Annotated in this window: 15 protein-coding genes and 1 pseudogene; 12 read left to right on the top strand and 4 right to left on the bottom strand. The window is 37.1% G+C overall.

The window, feature by feature from the left end; genetic code table 11:
* From ESP02_RS10635 to ESP02_RS10660, 5 genes are all read left to right on the top strand, one after another.
* A partial coding sequence (locus ESP02_RS10635; RefSeq protein WP_146926053.1) for an LPXTG cell wall anchor domain-containing protein occupies positions 1–359 on the top strand: 359 nt, incomplete at its 5' end.
* A gap of 108 nt (positions 360–467) precedes the next feature.
* The gene (locus tag ESP02_RS10640; RefSeq protein ID WP_038398789.1) at positions 468–2147 is read left to right on the top strand and encodes a hypothetical protein; all 1680 of its coding nucleotides are present in this window, start codon (positions 468–470) and stop codon (positions 2145–2147) included.
* 5 nt (positions 2148–2152) lie between these two features.
* A complete protein-coding gene (locus ESP02_RS10645) occupies positions 2153–2392 on the top strand; it encodes a hypothetical protein (RefSeq protein ID WP_038398791.1) in 240 nt (79 codons plus the stop codon).
* A gap of 37 nt (positions 2393–2429) precedes the next feature.
* Positions 2430–3920 (top strand): UDP-N-acetylmuramoyl-tripeptide--D-alanyl-D-alanine ligase, encoded by a 1491-nt coding sequence (locus ESP02_RS10650; RefSeq protein ID WP_038398793.1) that lies wholly within the window; start codon positions 2430–2432, stop codon positions 3918–3920.
* A gap of 357 nt (positions 3921–4277) precedes the next feature.
* Positions 4278–5504 carry an LCP family protein gene (locus ESP02_RS10660; RefSeq protein ID WP_038398794.1) on the top strand — a complete coding sequence of 409 codons (1227 nt, stop codon included), beginning with the start codon at positions 4278–4280 and terminating at the stop codon, positions 5502–5504.
* 117 nt (positions 5505–5621) lie between these two features.
* Here ESP02_RS10660 and ESP02_RS10665 read toward each other — a convergent pair whose 3' ends face one another.
* Positions 5622–6092 (bottom strand): TspO/MBR family protein, encoded by a 471-nt coding sequence (locus ESP02_RS10665; RefSeq protein WP_002310332.1) that lies wholly within the window; start codon positions 6090–6092, stop codon positions 5622–5624.
* A gap of 277 nt (positions 6093–6369) precedes the next feature.
* Here ESP02_RS10665 and ESP02_RS10670 point away from each other — a divergent pair, with 277 nt between their 5' ends.
* Both ESP02_RS10670 and ESP02_RS10675 read left to right on the top strand, forming a co-directional pair.
* Complete coding sequence (locus ESP02_RS10670; protein ID WP_038398796.1) at positions 6370–7917, top strand: carbohydrate-binding protein; 1548 nt, start codon at positions 6370–6372, stop codon at positions 7915–7917.
* A gap of 158 nt (positions 7918–8075) precedes the next feature.
* Positions 8076–8654: a lytic polysaccharide monooxygenase gene (locus ESP02_RS10675; RefSeq protein ID WP_002315302.1), complete on the top strand. Its 579-nt coding sequence runs from the start codon at positions 8076–8078 to the stop codon at positions 8652–8654.
* 171 nt (positions 8655–8825) lie between these two features.
* On the opposite strand, the gene rlmD is transcribed toward ESP02_RS10675, so the two are convergent.
* On the bottom strand, positions 8826–10208 hold the full coding sequence (gene rlmD / locus ESP02_RS10680) for a 23S rRNA (uracil(1939)-C(5))-methyltransferase RlmD (RefSeq protein WP_002343015.1): 1383 nt from the start codon (positions 10206–10208) through the stop codon (positions 8826–8828).
* 106 nt (positions 10209–10314) lie between these two features.
* Here rlmD and recX point away from each other — a divergent pair, with 106 nt between their 5' ends.
* From recX to ESP02_RS10695, 3 genes are all read left to right on the top strand, one after another.
* On the top strand, positions 10315–11112 hold the full coding sequence (gene recX / locus ESP02_RS10685; protein WP_038398799.1) for a recombination regulator RecX: 798 nt from the start codon (positions 10315–10317) through the stop codon (positions 11110–11112).
* Positions 11105–12283 (top strand): A/G-specific adenine glycosylase, encoded by a 1179-nt coding sequence (mutY, locus tag ESP02_RS10690; RefSeq protein ID WP_010733423.1) that lies wholly within the window; start codon positions 11105–11107, stop codon positions 12281–12283. Before recX ends, mutY begins: the two co-directional genes overlap by 8 nt.
* 93 nt (positions 12284–12376) lie before the next feature.
* Entirely contained in the window at positions 12377–12910 is a 534-nt protein-coding gene (locus tag ESP02_RS10695) for a DUF402 domain-containing protein (protein WP_002310342.1), read from the top strand.
* Between the two features lie 80 nt (positions 12911–12990).
* Here ESP02_RS10695 and ESP02_RS10700 read toward each other — a convergent pair whose 3' ends face one another.
* Positions 12991–13425 (bottom strand): GNAT family N-acetyltransferase, encoded by a 435-nt coding sequence (locus ESP02_RS10700; protein ID WP_010733424.1) that lies wholly within the window; start codon positions 13423–13425, stop codon positions 12991–12993.
* A gap of 140 nt (positions 13426–13565) precedes the next feature.
* Between ESP02_RS10700 and ESP02_RS10705 the strand changes: the two genes are divergently transcribed.
* Both ESP02_RS10705 and ESP02_RS10710 read left to right on the top strand, forming a co-directional pair.
* Positions 13566–14684, top strand: coding sequence for an AI-2E family transporter (locus tag ESP02_RS10705; RefSeq protein WP_010733425.1), 1119 nt, complete (start codon positions 13566–13568; stop codon positions 14682–14684).
* A gap of 127 nt (positions 14685–14811) precedes the next feature.
* Positions 14812–16188 carry a hemolysin family protein gene (locus ESP02_RS10710; protein ID WP_002315296.1) on the top strand — a complete coding sequence of 459 codons (1377 nt, stop codon included), beginning with the start codon at positions 14812–14814 and terminating at the stop codon, positions 16186–16188.
* Here the strand turns inward: ESP02_RS10710 and ESP02_RS10715 are convergent.
* A pseudogene (locus ESP02_RS10715) lies at positions 16151–16805 on the bottom strand (transposase); the annotation flags it as partial. The gene ESP02_RS10710 and the pseudogene ESP02_RS10715 sit on opposite strands and share 38 nt — an antisense overlap.
* Between the last annotated feature and the right edge of the window lie 78 nt (positions 16806–16883).

Genomic DNA, 16883 nt, shown 5'->3' on the forward strand with positions numbered 1-16883 from the left:
ATGCGGATGCTGACGCGGATGCCGATGCGGATGCGGATGCTGATTCTGACGCGGATGCTGATGCCGACGCCGATGCAGATGCTGACGCCGACGCCGATGCTGATGCCGACGCTGACGCTAATCATCCAATGGGAGACATGCATTCTCATGATCAAGATCCAGGGCAGATGCCAATAAGACATGGTCATTCAAATACACCAAAACCAAGTACTACAGGTGGTTCTACACCGAAATCCTTGCCAAAAACTGCTGAGACACTTCATAGTTCACTTTCTTGGTTAGGAGCAGCTCTGTCTACACTATCTGGTTTAGGAATTTGGAAAATCAAAAAAAATAAAAAAACAGATAACAATGAATAATTAAGAAAGAAGCCGTTGCGGCAAGCAGTTCCGTATCTATGCTTTTTTGATAAAAACGGATGTTCAGATTTTGTTTGCCGCAACTTCTTTTTAATATGAGGTGATTGAGTGCTAGTTAAGACAAAAGAAAGCTATTTGCCAGCAATCAAAGAAATGATAGAAACAATTGAAACAAATGTATCAAAACAATTGATGATCGTCTCTACAGGAGATTTTACGAATAGAGGAAAGATCTTTGAATTCTACGGCAGTAATTTTGATACGATTTGGCGGAATTTTTTGACAGCTTACCATGTCAATAAGCTGGATCAGGCGACTTATTTAAGAATCGATATTGCTATTGAAGAAGAAAAAACCAACTATGAGCAGTTTATACAGCACTTAAAAAAAATCAGAAGAAATAATTACATTGATTTCAATGTAAGAATTGATGGGCTAAGAAAAAGAAGTTTCTTAAAAGAAGAACTGGTAGCAAATGCGATCATCAAACCTAGTAAAACACATAAAGTTGGGAAGAATCTTCCTGATTTAAGAATCGACGCTCAAAATTACCGCAGTTATGTGAAACGCAAGTATGGTCGTGAAGAGACAGATCTCAGTTACTTGGAGCGTTCTGCGTTCTATTACTTTAAAACAAAATCTTTTTATTTTGAAGACGGTCATATTTATCCTTTGCAAGATTACGGTAATGGAAATTGCTTACGGGAAGTTTCATATGAAAATTTATCAGAAATAACAGATCTAGTGATCGAAAAAGGAAGTATATATCTACAAAACCAGCTAACTGCTACAGGGAAATTTATTTACGGATATTATCCTTGTTATAATCAGCTGCTTAAAGGTTACAATTCCGTGAGACACTTTTCGTCTTTATATGCGCTAGCCGAAGCAGCAGAATACTTTTCAGATGAAAAAATGCTCTCAGAGGTTGAAAAGGGTTTAGATTGGGGGATTGAAAATCTGACTTCGGAGACTGACGGTTATTTTTTAATCAAGGATTATTTAAACACAGAGATTGAATATAAGCTAGGAGCACAGGCTACAGCAATCTTAGCTTTTTCAAAATACATCGAACAAACAGGTGACGAACAATACGTTCCAATCCTAAATCGTCTGATAGAAACTGTTTCCGCTAAATTTTTAACAAATGAGCATCGAACGATTCATGTACTTAATGCACAACTAGAAACGAAAGAAAAATTTCGGATCATTTATTATGATGGTGAAATTTTATTCTCTTTGCTTCGAGCATATGAGATTTTAGGCAATAAAGAAGTTTTTGCTATATGTCAAGGTTTGATGGACCAGTTCGTAGCGAACGACTATCAAAAATATCATGATCATTGGTTAAGTTATGCGACCAATGAAATGCTGAAACATAGCCAGACAGAAGAATATTATCGCTTCGGTATAAAAAATGCGTTAGATAATATCGACTTTATTGATAAAAGAGATACTGCTTATCCTACGATGCTGGAATTGCTTGTCGCTGCTTCAAAAATGATGAGAAAATTGGAGTTCAGCACGTGGAGAAAAACGATCTTTGCTGAAGAAACTGACTTCTATAAGGTAAAAGAAAGAATAAATACAGTAATGAGAAAAAGGGTGAGACATGAAATCACTACTGGGGTCATGTTCCCTGAATTTGCTCAATTCTTCAAAGAACCAGAAATAATAAAATATGGCTTTTTTGCACGTCATGATCGTTTTCGTATGAGGATCGATGATGCAGAGCATTTTTTATCAGGATTGATTAACTATCGAATGTATGATCAAAAGAAGGAGTGAGAAGAATGGTTGGATTCATTCGCTTTGCTGCATTAGCTGCATTTGGTGTTTTCTATTTAGGGCTTAAAATACGTCGGAAAAATGATCAAAAAAATAATCTGAAAGAATCAGATTTAAGTCAATATAAGAAAAATGAAGAAGGGTTGTATCCTTGGGAAGTGGATCAAGATGATTCTCCGAAAAGGATCGAACCGAATGCCTCCAGATATGTAAACCAAGCAAGGCCAAGAAGAGGCAGGTGGTAAGCCATATAGAAAAAACAAGAAAAACAGGAGGAGAGTTATGACTTCTATACATTCATTATTAGTTGATATGGATGGCCATTATTTAAAGAAATATGGAGATTTAGATAGAAATATCCAAGATGTTGAATATTTCTCAGGCCACTTAAAACGAAACATGGATTATTCTGATACGATGTTTGTTTGTGTTTCGCCAGAAAGAAGGAGTTACGTCAATCGAAAGGTCGTGAGATGGCGAGATGGAAATGAACAAATCATCGGAAAAGAAAATTGGTTTGGTGTGATCGTCACTGAAAAACCAATCATGGATCCGTCAGTGACGACACCACAGTTCATCGTAGAAGATAGTTGGAAATTTTTATTGGAATTATCCGCGAAATTGCGGTCCTGTTTTGTAAATCCGGTTGTTGCGATTACCGGGTCAGCAGGGAAGACTTCTACGCGAATGATGATCACTCATTTGCTTCAAGAAGATAAAGTTTTGGAAAACAGGGGAAACCACAACGTTCGGTTTGCTGTTCCTTTATACATGAGTAAATTACTTTCTAATCCTGATGTCTTGAATCTTGAAGTTTCTGTCAATGCTTTGAATTCATATGATACAGGGTCGATGTCTAATTTGATACAACCAGATATTGCTATTGTGACTTCAATTGGAGAAGCACATCTTAGTTCTTTAAAAGATACAAAAGGAGTAGCAGTGCATAAAGCAAAAATTTTCGAAGGCCTGAAACAAGATGGGATCGCCATCATCAATGGAGATATAGGGAAAGAAGAATTTTCAATTTTAGTAAGCGCTGCTGAGAAAAGAACCAGCAAAATAGTGGTCTATTCATTACATGATGCTTCAAGAGATGTTTTTGTGAAACAAATCTCACAAAAAAGAGAATATTGCGAAGTCCTAGTTTCTTTTTTCGGAGAAGATATTTTATTGAAACTTGCAGTTTCTTCAGAAGGGATGATCGCTAATTCATTGGCTGCGTTGACTGTAGCAAAAGAACTGAAAAAAGATATTTCTCCATATATAAAAAAATTTGAGACATTCAAACCACTACCTAAGATATTGGAACGTACGATTTATACATCAGAAACAGGGATGGACTTCACCTTTATTGATGATACGCATAACGCTTCATTGCCTTCCATGAAAAATGCAATCAATTACTTTGATGGGATACAACCATTTTATAAAGGAAATAAAGTCTTGATACTTGGACAAATCGCTGATTTAGGCGATTCAGCAAAGCAAATCCACCGCTTTGTACAAGAGGAGTTAAACCAATCGGCTGCCACGCATATTTATGGTTATGGGGAACATTTTAAATTGCTTTTTGAAGAAGGACAGAAAACAGATGATCGGCTTCAATGGTTCGATTCACTTCAGGAACTATGCAATGATCTGGAAACAAAACTAATAGAAGACAGTTTAGTTTTAGCAAAAGGATCAGTTACTGGAAGTGATTTTCATGAAATCGGCAAATATGTGCGTCAGATCGGAAACAAGCATAATATGAAAAGTCAGACTTTATAGAAGGTATTAGGGAAACGCCATGTTAGTCTGAACAGAGTGGAGAGGAATCGTTAAAATGACGGGAAAGGAGTGTGGCAGGTCGATGTCACACTCCTATTTTTGTGAAATATCTGGTTGTTCAATTTTTCTAGCAAAAAATGCATAAAAAAAGATAAAACGGTTGTAAACTGCGTATATTCGGGCTTTCGAACTTTTTCGTGGTGTGGTATGATAGTTAAGAATTTTGAGAAAATTTTTAAAAGAACGGTTATTATACAAGAATTATTTTTTAAAGTTTTCTTATGATTAAAAAGTGAATTTGCTGATTGAACAGTTGTATGAGACAATATTTTAGAAAATGTGAGACAGAGGTGTACTATGAAGCGATGGCAAAAAGTTCTATTAACCTTATTAGGTATACTCGTTTTGCTGATAGCCGGGTTATCAGCATACGGTATCAGATTTATGGGAGAAGCGAGCCAAACAGTAAACAAAATATCTAAAAACTCTAATCGAATATCTTCCAAACGTTCTGAGAAAGTAAGTATTGATGACAAAGAACCGTTTTCGGTTTTGCTATTAGGTTTAGATACCGGTGGATTAGGAAGAACAGAACAAGGGCGTTCTGATACGATGATGGTAGTAACCGTTAATCCGAAACAAAAAAAATCAACGATTATCAGTTTGGACCGAGATATTTATACGAATATCGTAGGGTATGGAACGGTAGATAAATTAAATCATGCCTATGCATTTGGTGGCGTCGAAATGGCCATGGATTCAATTGAACAACTGCTTGATGTTCCTATTGATCATTATGTAACCATCAATTTGGACGGTATGGAAGATTTGATCAATGCGGTCGGCGGCATCAAAGTGAATAATAAAATCGACTTTACGTTGGATGGTGTCCATGTACCAGTAGGTGAACAAACATTGGATGGAGAAAAAGGATTAGCCTATTCCCGAATGCGACACGAAGATCCAGAAGGAGATATCGGGCGACAACGTCGTCAGCGGGAAGTAGTGACGAAAATCGTCAATAAAGTTTTAAGTTTAGATGGCGTAAGCAATTATAGAAAAATTTTAAAAGCAGTCGAAAACAATGTGACAACGGATTTGGATTGGGATGACATGCTTGATGTAGCAACAAATTACACGGCAGCATTCGAAACGATCAAACAAGACCAGTTGCAAGGTGAAGGTCAAATGATCAATGAAGTCTACTATCAGATTTTAGGACAAAATGATCTTCTTTCGATTCAAAATGAACTGAAGAAACAATTAAATATCAAAACAAGCGACACATTACCTAATTTGAAAAATGAGAATGCTTCAATGATGTTCTTTGATGATTCGGAAGATGCCGATTCGACAACCGGTGATGGATCGAATAGTGAAGGATACACTGATTATTCTTCCTATTCAGAAAACACCTATGATCAGTACCAAGATCCGAATACCTATTATCAGCAAACAGAAGATACAAGTCAGTACTATACACCAAGTCAAGATACTCAAAGTTATGATCCTTATGCTGGACAGGAACAAAATGGTTATGGTTATGACCAGAATAATGAGTATGGAACAACAAGTGGGTACTAGAAAAAAATAGTTTGGTTAATAAAGAGTGCCACCTAAATTAGACAAAAAAATCTAACTTAGGTGGCACTCTTTCTATGTGTTAAATATACTTTTTAACAAGTTTTCACTTATTAGCACTTAGTTTAAAAAATAAATCGAATAATTCAGTAGAGTTGCGAATAGAACCCATAAATAATATGGAATCATGAGCCACATGACTAGGCGATGATGCAACCATAATTGATACATAAGCACTGACAAGAAAATAACCAAAAGTGTAATATCGATTGCTGCAACGAAGATATTTCTTAAATTAAAAAATAGAGCAGTCCATATGAAATTAAAAATGAACTGAATCACAAAAAGACCTACAAGGTTGTTTCGCTGTTTTTTGTTGTTGTGATTAAGCAACAAATAAAGAGAAATCCCCATCAAAATATACAACAAGGTCCACATTGGTCCAAATATCCAACTAGGTGGTGCAAATGGCGGAAGTTGTAAAGAATAGTAATATTCTCCAGGATTTCCGCTAAGCAGTCCTGATAAAAAGCCTAATATGACAATTCCTATAACACAAACCCAAAAACGAATATCTTTTATCATCTTCATTCTATTAACTCCTTTCTATAATAATATTTTACATGAAGAATCACAGCAATACCTCTATTTAGTTTGTGAAGTAAGAATAATGGAGTAATATTGTTATTTAAAAAAGTTAAAAATTTGTTTATATGAATCATGAATTTGAAAAAGATCGTATTAAATAATTCTCATGTTTTTTTTAAATTCGTTATTTCCTTGTGTTTTTCTGTTACAATCTACATTGTAATCGATTACATAAAAGCTTGTTAGAAGTAAAAAATTATACATAGGAAGGTTGATAAATATGAAAAGAGGTTTACGTAAAATACTTACTGGGGCGGCACTCAGCACGATGCTTTTTTCTCCTGCATTGCTGATCCAAGTACAAGAATCATCTGCAATCGAACAAGCAGTAGCGACTAATCCCGATTTTGGAGTAGGACAAGGAATTGAGTGGCCAAAACAAGTAGTTGCTCCTTATGTGGATATAACTGCTTATTCTTCTGATGAAGAACTATCTAATAACGGTGCATTGAACTTAGCAGCTGTTGCTCAACAAACAGGACAGAAATTTTTTAAATTAGGTTTTTTACAGGCGAGAGGTATTAGAAATGGTCGAATTGATTGGGCTTGGGGTGGTTTTAATGGTCTAAGTGAGATTGATAATGACGAATGGCAGTATGAAGGAATCAAAAAATCTATCCGGGAATTACGTCAAAATGGCGGAGATGTAGCTGTTTCGTTTGGCGGACTGAATTCAGGAGCATTTTGGGAGGTCACTCAAAATCAAGAACTTTTATATGATGCCTATATGGAAGTTATTCAAGGCTATGGATTGACACGTGTAGACTATGATGTCGAAGCCGCTGCGATGGGATATGAAGCGAATTTGGCAAATGCAAAAGCGGTAAAGAAAGTTCAAGAAGCAACTGGTGTAGAAGTAACGTTGACCTTGCCAGTCATGGATACTGGCCTGATTTCGACCGGATTAGCAGTGTTACAAGCTTATCTGGAGGCAGGCGTAGATTTGGCAAATATCAATCTAATGACGATGTGCTACGGAAGCAGTGTACCAGATTATGCCCAAGGATCGCTTGATGCTGTGGATAATACAATGGTGCAGTTAAAAGAGTATTATCAAAGATTTATGGGAACGACTTTGACGACAGAACAAGCATATGCTAAATTAGGAACCACTCCATCAATCGGATTTGAAAGTGAAGCTCATCCATACTTTACAGCAACGATGTTGAATCGAGTCGTTCAGCATGCAAAAGAACGAAAGATTGGGATGGTTTCCTACTGGTCAATGAATCGAGATTCAAAGGTCGATGGAGGACAAGGACAAGTCAATAACCGGTATGAATTTTTAAATGTGGCACAACGTTTTACAGATGACACACCTCTTCCAGAGGACAAAGAAAAACCAACTATTCCAGAGAATTTTAAAGCAGAATTGGTGACATCTAGGCGTGCTGCGCTAAGTTGGTCACCTGCGACAGATAATGATTCTATTGGAAAGTATAACCTTCGATTGATTGGAAACGAAGAAATAGTTGAAAGAAGCACAATAGATATCAATTATACTTTTGAGGATTTAAAAGCGAATACAACTTATACAGTGGAACTTACAGCAGAAGACCGTTCTGGTAATATTTCGGATAAAACAACATTGACGTTTACAACATTAGCGGACAATGAAAGTGAATATCCAGTATGGGATCCTGAAAAAGTTTATGCGGCTGGCGATCGTGTTGTATACGAAGGCATCATCTATGAAGCTAAGTACTGGACTCAAAACAATAATCCAAGTGAATCTGGAGAATGGGGACCTTGGAGACAGATTTCTTGATTCATAGATATATATGAAAAATAAAATAAAAAATGTAAACAGGAGTTTTATTTAGCTCCTGTTTCTTTTTATTTTAATATAAAATTATAAAAGCATAATGTTTGCGCTAATATAATAAAGCGTTTACAATATGTTTATCAAATGAAGGAGGTTTCTACATGAAAAAGATTAGTACGTTATTGTTTATCGGGTTAGTTAGTTTAGGGTTGTTCGGTTTCAGCATTCCAGGTTTCGCACACGGTTATATTACTTCTCCTGGAAGCCGTGCATACCTAGGAACATCAGCAGCAGGGAATCTAAACCAAAATGTCGGAAGAGCACAATGGGAACCGCAAAGTATCGAAGCTACCAAAAATACATTCATTGATGGAAAAATCGCCAGTGCAGGAGTCAGCGGATTTGAACCTTTAGACGAACAAACATCTAACAGATGGCATAAAAATATGGTCAATCCAGGAACATTGAATATTACTTGGAATTTAACAGCACAACATCGGACAAGTACTTGGGATTACTACATTACCAAGCCAAATTGGAACCCTGATCAACCTTTGAAATTTAGCGATTTTGAATTGATCACAAAAATAGACGACAAAGCAACCGTACCACCAAAAACAGTCAACCAAACAATTACACTTCCTCAAGACCGCAAAGGATACAATGTGATTTTAGCAGTATGGAATATCAGTGATACGACAAATGCATTCTATCAAGTGATTGACGTGAATATCCAATAATAATCAAAAGGGCTGTGACAAAAAACGTGTCACAACCCTTTTTTTGAATAAGCAGTGTTCGCCTGCCAACTCCTCGGTCACAAGTGACAATAGTCATCAAACATGAGAAGCTGTTTTTTGAAATTGTTCCTTATGACTCGGAACTAATGGCAGGCTCACGCCTTCTCTCATTTAATCAGCAAGTCTCGTCATCTTCACGACGACTTCACAACGTGCAGTCTGAGGAAACATATCAACAGACTGTAAATATTCAACATTGAACTTTTTACTTAAATGGACCAGATCTCTGGCAAGTGTAGAAACGTTACAGGAGATATAAACAAGTTTTTTTGGCGGAAATTTCAGTAACGATTGAATCAATGCGTTATCCAAACCCGTACGTGGCGGATCTACGATGATACCATCTGGCTGAAAACCTTCATTCAACCATTTAGGTAGAACTTGTTCGGCTGTACCGACTTCATATCGAGTATTGTGATACCCTAATCTTTCCGCATTTCTTTTTGCATCAGCGATTGCTTGAGGAACGGTATCCATTCCTCGGACTTCTTTGACCTTTTTTGCTACACTTAAACCAATCGTACCAACTCCGCAATAAGCATCTACGATTGTTTCATCAGGCTGGGCATCTAATGCTTTGATTCCTTCACCATAAAGCAGTTCGGTCTGCTGAGGATTCAACTGAAAGAAGGCGCGAGGAGAAAGATCGAAAGTCACTTCATTGATTTGTTCTTCAATGGCTTCTTTTCCCCATACGTGGATCGTTTCATCCCCCATCACGAGAGATGTTTTTTGTGCTTGGACATTTTGCATGATCGAAACAACTTCGGGCAAGCGTTCATTGATCTCACGAATCATTGCGTTTTTTTGTGGGAATTTTTTACTGCGAGTAATAAAAACGACTTGCAGCTCTCCAGTTTTGACACCGATTCTGACCATGATCGTGCGGAAAATACCACTGTTTGTCCGTTCATCATAGATGGGTGCATCAAATTTATTCAATAGTTGAACAACAGTATTCATCACTTTTTGTGTTCGGGGTTCTTGTACCAGACAGTCTGTTATAGGAACTAACTGATGCGAGTTTGCTTCATATAAACCCGCTTCGGCCTTTTGCGTTTGTTTATTTTTTCGTAATTGAAATTGTGCTTTGTTTCTATAATGCCATGGATCATCCATCCCAATCGTCGGTAACAACTGGTAGGATCGAAAGCCTGCTGGTTTGAATTTTTCCAATGCTTGCAAGAGTAGATCCTTTTTAAAATCCAATTGTGCTTGATAGGCTAAGTGTTGTAATTGACAGCCACCGCATTCATAATAAACAGGACATGGCGCCACTACGCGATCTTTGCTTGGCTTTTTGACTTTTATTAATTCTCCTTCTGCATAACGAGGAGTTGCTTTCGTGATTTTGACTAGTACTTCTTCTTTTGGTAGTGCATACGGAACAAATATAATCAATCGTTTGAAATAACCAATTCCTTCGCCATTTATGCCTAAACGCTTGATTTTCAAAGGAACCGTTTGTCCATTTTTGACAATTGTTTCTGCCATAAGTATCTCCCTTTTTCTTTTTTCTGTGGTTTATTCTAACATATAATACCTGATTACGGGGATTTTCTATGGTATGATAGAGAATATATGTTCGAGGAGGATGTTTATGTTAACCGTTACGAGAATCAGTAAAGGCAAAGGCCCTTTCTATCGCGTAGATTTATCTGAAGGAGAAGCTTTACAAGTATCTGAAGATGTATTAGTACGCTATCGTTTGTTAAAAGGACGGGAATTAGACGAAGAAACTATCCAAGAGATCAAGAAGAGCAGTGGAGCTGATTTCGGATTTCAGCTAGCAATGAATTACTTAAGCTATCAGTTACGGTCGGAAAAAGAAATCCGAGCATACTTAAAAGAAAAGGAAATCCTTCAAGAAGATCGAAATAAAATCGTAGCCCGCTTAAAAGAATTGGATCTTGTCAATGATTTGGTCTATGGGGAAAGTTATGTGCGCACGAATATGCGCTTAAGTGACAAAGGTCCAAAAAAATTGTCACAGCAAATGCAGCAAAAAGGATTAAAACCAGAGATTATTGAACAGGCGCTCGCCCAGTATACAGTTGAAGACCAAGTTCAAAATGCACGTCAAACGGCTGAAAAAACATTTGGAAAAAATCATGGGAAAAGCCAAAAAGAATTATTGCGGAAAATCCAACAAACTCTGATGACAAAAGGTTTTTCTCAAGAAGTGATCCAACAAGCGATGGCTGATCTTCCGCAAGAAGTAGACCAGGAAACAGAATATGATTATTTAGTCAAACAAGGGGATAAACTATGGCGAAGAAATTCAAGATTTGAACCTAAAAAAAGAAACCTAAAAGTAAAACAAAGCTTATATCAAAAAGGATTTGATTTGGATATGATCCAGCGATTCATTACGGAAAAGGAAGAGGAAAGTGAATAAAGAATGGGAAAAATGGACAGACGAAGAAACAAAAGAATTTCAAGATCAGTTCATTCGATGGTATGAACAAGAAAAAAGAAACCTGCCATGGCGCTACAATCGGGATCCTTATCGTATCTGGATCTCTGAGATCATGCTCCAGCAGACCAGAGTAGATACAGTGATCGATTATTTTTATCGCTTCATGGAATGGTTTCCTACAATTGAAGAATTGGCAACTGCTCCAGAAGAAAAGCTTTTAAAAGCTTGGGAGGGGCTTGGCTATTACTCAAGAGCCCGAAACATCCAAGCAGCTGCTAAACAGATCATGTCTGAATTTGACGGAAAAATGCCGCAAACGCCTGAAGAAATCAGCTCATTGAAAGGAATAGGCCCCTATACGACAGGAGCGATAGCAAGTATAGCATTTGGACTTCCAGAACCTGCAGTTGACGGTAACGTGATGCGAGTAGTCAGCAGATTGTTTTGCATTGAAGCAGATATCGCCAAAGCTTCCAGCAGGAAAATCTTTGATGAAGCGATGCGGAAAATCATTGATGAAACGTATCCAGGTGAATTCAACCAAGCAATGATGGATCTAGGATCAGCTATCTGTACACCAACTTCTCCAAAGTGTGAAGCTTGTCCGATCCAAGCCTTTTGTTTAGCCAACAAACGAGGAATCCAAACGAGCTTTCCTGTAAAAACAAAAAAAGCAAAGCCAAAAGACGTTTATTATATCAGTGCGGCTCTTCAAAATCATTCTGGAGCGTATTATTTTGAAGAAAGAGATAGCCAAAAACTGCTAGCAAATATGTGGACATTTCCAATGATGGAAGTGACACAAGAGGAGTACGAGCGATTGAAAAAAGGATGGGAAGCAAAACAGGAAGTCGATCTGTTTGATGATCTAGTAGCAGAAGACGGAAAAGAGCTTCCCTTCGAAAAGCAGGAACTTTTTATTTGGCAGACACGTCATTTAGGAGAAGTTACTCATGTCTTTAGTCATCTGAAATGGCATGTCCTCCTTTTTTACGGACGGGCAACCGAGGAAGCAGAACAGGAATTTACCGAGAACAAAACTTCGAAGTGGTTGAAGCCTACTGCATTTGATTCGGTCGTTTTTCCTAAGGTACAAATGAAACTAGTGGAACAGTTGGAGAAAAATCGAAACAATAGGAATCCTTTCTAGGCAAAGCTCATTTTTATTGATATAATAATTATGATGTCGGTGTAATGAACACCCAAACACAAAGCACAAAATGCTGCTTAAGGAAGGGTTGCTATGGGAGTTCCAAAAGAAGGAGAGTTTGTGACGATCCAAAGTTACAAGCACGACGGCAGATTGCATCGAACGTGGCGAGATACCATGGTATTGAAAACAAGCGAACACTCTATGATCGGCGTGAATGATCACACATTAGTCACTGAATCTGACGGACGCCGATGGGTAACGCGCGAACCAGCGATTGTGTATTTTCATAAAAAATACTGGTTCAATGTAATAGCAATGATCAGAGAAAAGGGGGTTTCCTATTATTGTAATCTAGCTTCACCTTTTTTGCTGGACGATGAGGCCTTGAAATATATCGACTATGACTTGGATATCAAGGTGTTTCCTGACGGCGAGAAACGACTATTGGATGTCGATGAGTACGAGATGCACAGCAAAATGATGAATTACCCGAACGATATTGACTTCATCCTAAAAGAAAATGTGAAGATTCTGGTTGACTGGATCAATAATGGAGATGGCCCGTTCTCAGAAGGCTATATTGATATTTGGTATGACCGTTACAAGCAATTGTCGCGTAAGTAAACGCAAAAAAGAACAGTAAGCCAGTGAGAAATCTTTCTCAAAAGCTTGCTGTTTTTTTGTTTTTTTTTTCGAAAAATTTTTTATAAAGTCTTTTTCATATAAATGTGAGGCATGCCAGCGTCTTCAAAAGGCTCACCGTAAGCTATGTAACCAAGCTTTTCGTAAAAAGCTTCCGCTGTAGACTGCGCTCCTAATAAAATCGTATTATAGCCTTGATTCTTAGCAAAGGTTTCTGCTTCTTCAATCAATAGTTTACCTAAGCCTTGGTGTCTGTATTCAGAAAGAATCGCCATTCGCTGTAATTTCATTTTTCCGTTTTCTAAAGGCAAAAGACGTACAGTTCCTTGCGGTTCTTTTTTTTCTGAGTACAAGACGAAATGGATGCAATGTGCTTCATCTTTATCTATTTCTCGAGCCAGAGGGACACCTTGTTCGACTACAAAGACTTGATGTCTGATTCTTACAGAATCTAAGTAAATATTGCTCATTGTATCTTTTGTTTGTACAACTTTCATGGTCTAGCCACCTTCCTTTCGTATAGTATACTGGAAAATAAAATAAATAAAAAGTATGGAAAGTTTTCAAAAATAAAAAAGAATAAAAGAATTTTTAGCGAATATAATATATACTAGGAAGAAAGAAAGGAGGAAATCTATTGTTTGAAAAACTTAGACAGTCTAAACTAATGTTTTGGTCGCTTGAATTATTGATCATAGCTGCACTGATCATGATTTCATCAGAAATAAATTTTATTTTTGAACCGATCGGGACATTTTTTTCCACGTTATTTGCACCTGTACTGATTGCAGGCTTTCTTTACTATTTGCTGAATCCTATCGTCAAGCTGCTGATGAAAGCAAAAATCAAAAGAATATGGGCTGTCGCAATTGTGCTGCTCCTTTTAGTTGCAGCAATTATTTGGATTTTACTCAGTGTCATTCCAAGTCTAGTACAGCAAATTTCCTCATTGGCATCCAATATGCCTGATTTTATCAAACAGGTCGAAAGTTGGTTAAAAGAGGTAGCCGAATTGCCTGTGTTCAAGGAAGTTGATATCAATAAATATTTTGAACAATTAGATATTTCTTACGGGACGATCATTCAACAATTCCTTAGTGGCGTTTCCAACAGTTTAGGTTCGATCGTTGGAACGATTGCTTCGGCAACCGTAGTGATTATTACGGCACCCTTCATCTTGTTCTATATGTTGAAAGATGGTGAAAAACTAGTGCCAAACATCCAACAGTTTTTCCCGGAGAAAAGAAGAAATCAAATTGTGGAATTATTGGGACAGCTGAATAAAACATTAGCTAATTATATTAGTGGACAAGCAATTGAATGTCTATTCGTCGGCACTTTTACATTTTTAGGATATATGATCATCGGTGTAGATTATGCTTTCTTGTTTGGGGTCATTGCAGGGTTGACGAACCTGATACCATATTTAGGACCTTATCTAGGGCTAGCACCTGCATTTTTAGTGACGATCTTCAACGATCCGATAAAAGCATTGCTTTGTTGTTTAGTTGTACTAATCGTCCAACAGTTAGATGGAAACATCATTTATCCGAATGTAATTGGGAAATCACTGAAGATCCATCCACTAACGATCATTATCGTCCTTCTAGTAGCAGGAAACATTGCCGGATTGCTTGGTATCTTCTTAGGTGTTCCTTTTTACGCAATTTGCAAGACGATCATTTCCTATATAATCAAAATCATCAAGGAAGATAAACAAAATGAAAACAAGAAAAAAATTGCTACGACCTCGTAGATAGTTTTAGTACACTTGTTTTTATTGCAAAGAAAATTGCTTTGTGATACCATTTTAACGTGGCTATAGTGCCACGTTTTTTTCTATCGTAAACTAAAAATTAATTTTATAAGGAGAGAATGCGATTATGAATGCTGACCCTGAGAGTCAGTCGCTGTTAGCGCAGATTTTATTATTGATCGTTTTGACATTGATCAATGCTTTTTTAGCAGCTTCCGAAATTGCTGTTGTTTCGATCAATAAGAATCGAATCGAGCAAAAAGCTGATGAAGGAGATGTGAAATCTCAAAAGCTTTTAAAAATATTGCAGAATCCAAATAATTTCCTATCGACAATCCAAGTAGGAATCACTTTGGTCAACATTTTGTCTGGTGCGTCACTAGCGAATACTTTATCGGAACGGTTAGCTCCGGTATTAGGTGGCGGTACAGCGGCAAAAAATATTGCAAATATCATTGTGCTGGCTATTTTGACCTATGTATCGATTGTTTTTGGAGAATTGTACCCTAAACGTATTGCTTTAAATAAATCAGAAGAAGTCGCAAAGTTCACTTCAGGGCTGATACGCTTGATCGGCGTAGTAGCTAAGCCCTTTGTCTGGTTGCTTTCTGCTTCCACAAGTTTGTTGGCACGTATCACACCGATGACCTTTGATGATGAAGATTCAAAAATGACCAGAGATGAAATGCGTTATATGCTTGAAAACGAAGGTGTATTGAACAACGAAGAATTGGAAATGCTCCAAGGGGTTTTTTCTCTTGATACGAAAGTTGCCCGAGAAGTAATGGTCCCACGAACGGATGCATTTATGATTGATATCAATGACACTGTGGAAGAAAATGTGAATGAAGTTTTATCTGAAAACTATTCAAGAATTCCTGTCTATAATGAAGACAAAGATAAGGTAGTTGGAATCCTTCATACAAAGAATTTACTAAAAGCAGCCCATAAATTTGGCTTTGATCATTTAGATATCAAAAAAATCATGCAGGAGCCTTTATTCGTTCCTGAAACGGTCTTTATTGATGATCTATTATATGAAATGAAAAAGACACAGAATCAAATGGCTATTTTATTGGATGAATATGGCGGTGTCGTTGGTTTAGCAACATTAGAAGATCTTTTAGAAGAAATCGTCGGAGAAATCGATGATGAATCAGATGAAGTTGAGAATCTTTATGAAAAAATCGATGAACACGAATATATTATCCAAGGACGAATGCTGATTGATGAATTCAATGAAGCTTTTGACAGTGATTTGCATATGAGTGATGTAGACACGATGGCTGGTTATTTGATTACAGCGTTAGGCATGATTCCGGATGAAGGCGAAAAGTTATCGTTTGATGTCGATAATATTACGCTGGTTTCTGAAGAAATGGAAGGTTCTCGAATCCTTAAAATCCGTGTCATTTTTCATGATCCGGAAGAAACAGAAGCAGAACCTGAAGAAGAACGCAGATACTTCAGAAAAGAATTCGAAGATGACGAACCAAGAAGATAATTAGAAACTTGGTTATAAAAGAGAAGACGAGAGTGGGACAATAGTCCTTTCTCCAAAAGAAAACAAGTCCGATTTTGATGGTTAATTTCAAAATCGGACTTGTTTTTTCTTCTTTGCGTCTCTTCCTTTCCATGTATTTCCCTAATTTTCTTAAATTTAATGCCATGAGTGCCAAGCCAATGTCAATCTTGGCTCCTTGTTTCCCTCGTAAGTGGAAACGTTGGAACGCCAAATAATCCTTTAGATGTCCAAACACTGGTTCGACATCGATTTTCCGTTTCCGATAGATCGAACCTGTTTTTTCCTCTAAAAGCTTCTTTTTACATTCTGCTTTGAAATAACGCCATGTATTATTCACTAAAATTTGTCGGTTTCACTCACTTTTTGCTTTCGTACATTGACTACGAACAGGGCAGCCTCTATAGGTCTTTTTATTTTCTTTATGATAACTAGCATAGATAATTAATGGCGTTTTATGCAAGATATCGTTGTTATACATATAATTTTCTTCACTTCCATAGCCGGCATCCGCTACAATATACTCGGGTAATTCGTTGTGTTGTTCCAAAAAGCTGTCTAAAAACGGTTTTAAAGTTTTTTGTATCTGTTGGATTTGGTCACTTTAATCTTACAGGGATGAGTGCTTTTTGTGTACCTTGAAATCAAAAATAGTAGGGCAATAATCAGATTTTTTT

It is taken from the genome of Enterococcus sp. NBRC 3427, assembly GCF_007996925.1.
GTDB classification, from domain to species: domain Bacteria; phylum Bacillota; class Bacilli; order Lactobacillales; family Enterococcaceae; genus Enterococcus_B; species Enterococcus_B lactis.

What these genes read in the sequence shown, in the direction of transcription:
- ESP02_RS10645 (WP_038398791.1), top strand. Translation starts at nt 2,153, where the DNA reads ATGGTTGGATTCATTCGCTTTGCTGCATTAGCTGCATTTGGTGTTTTC.
- ESP02_RS10650 (WP_038398793.1), top strand. Translation starts at nt 2,430, where the DNA reads ATGACTTCTATACATTCATTATTAGTTGATATGGATGGCCATTATTTA.
- ESP02_RS10660 (WP_038398794.1), top strand. Translation starts at nt 4,278, where the DNA reads ATGAAGCGATGGCAAAAAGTTCTATTAACCTTATTAGGTATACTCGTT.
- ESP02_RS10665 (WP_002310332.1), bottom strand. Translation starts at nt 6,092, where the DNA reads ATGAAGATGATAAAAGATATTCGTTTTTGGGTTTGTGTTATAGGAATT.
- ESP02_RS10670 (WP_038398796.1), top strand. Translation starts at nt 6,370, where the DNA reads ATGAAAAGAGGTTTACGTAAAATACTTACTGGGGCGGCACTCAGCACG.
- ESP02_RS10675 (WP_002315302.1), top strand. Translation starts at nt 8,076, where the DNA reads ATGAAAAAGATTAGTACGTTATTGTTTATCGGGTTAGTTAGTTTAGGG.
- rlmD (WP_002343015.1), bottom strand. Translation starts at nt 10,208, where the DNA reads ATGGCAGAAACAATTGTCAAAAATGGACAAACGGTTCCTTTGAAAATC.
- recX (WP_038398799.1), top strand. Translation starts at nt 10,315, where the DNA reads ATGTTAACCGTTACGAGAATCAGTAAAGGCAAAGGCCCTTTCTATCGC.
- ESP02_RS10695 (WP_002310342.1), top strand. Translation starts at nt 12,377, where the DNA reads ATGGGAGTTCCAAAAGAAGGAGAGTTTGTGACGATCCAAAGTTACAAG.
- ESP02_RS10700 (WP_010733424.1), bottom strand. Translation starts at nt 13,425, where the DNA reads ATGAAAGTTGTACAAACAAAAGATACAATGAGCAATATTTACTTAGAT.
- ESP02_RS10710 (WP_002315296.1), top strand. Translation starts at nt 14,812, where the DNA reads ATGAATGCTGACCCTGAGAGTCAGTCGCTGTTAGCGCAGATTTTATTA.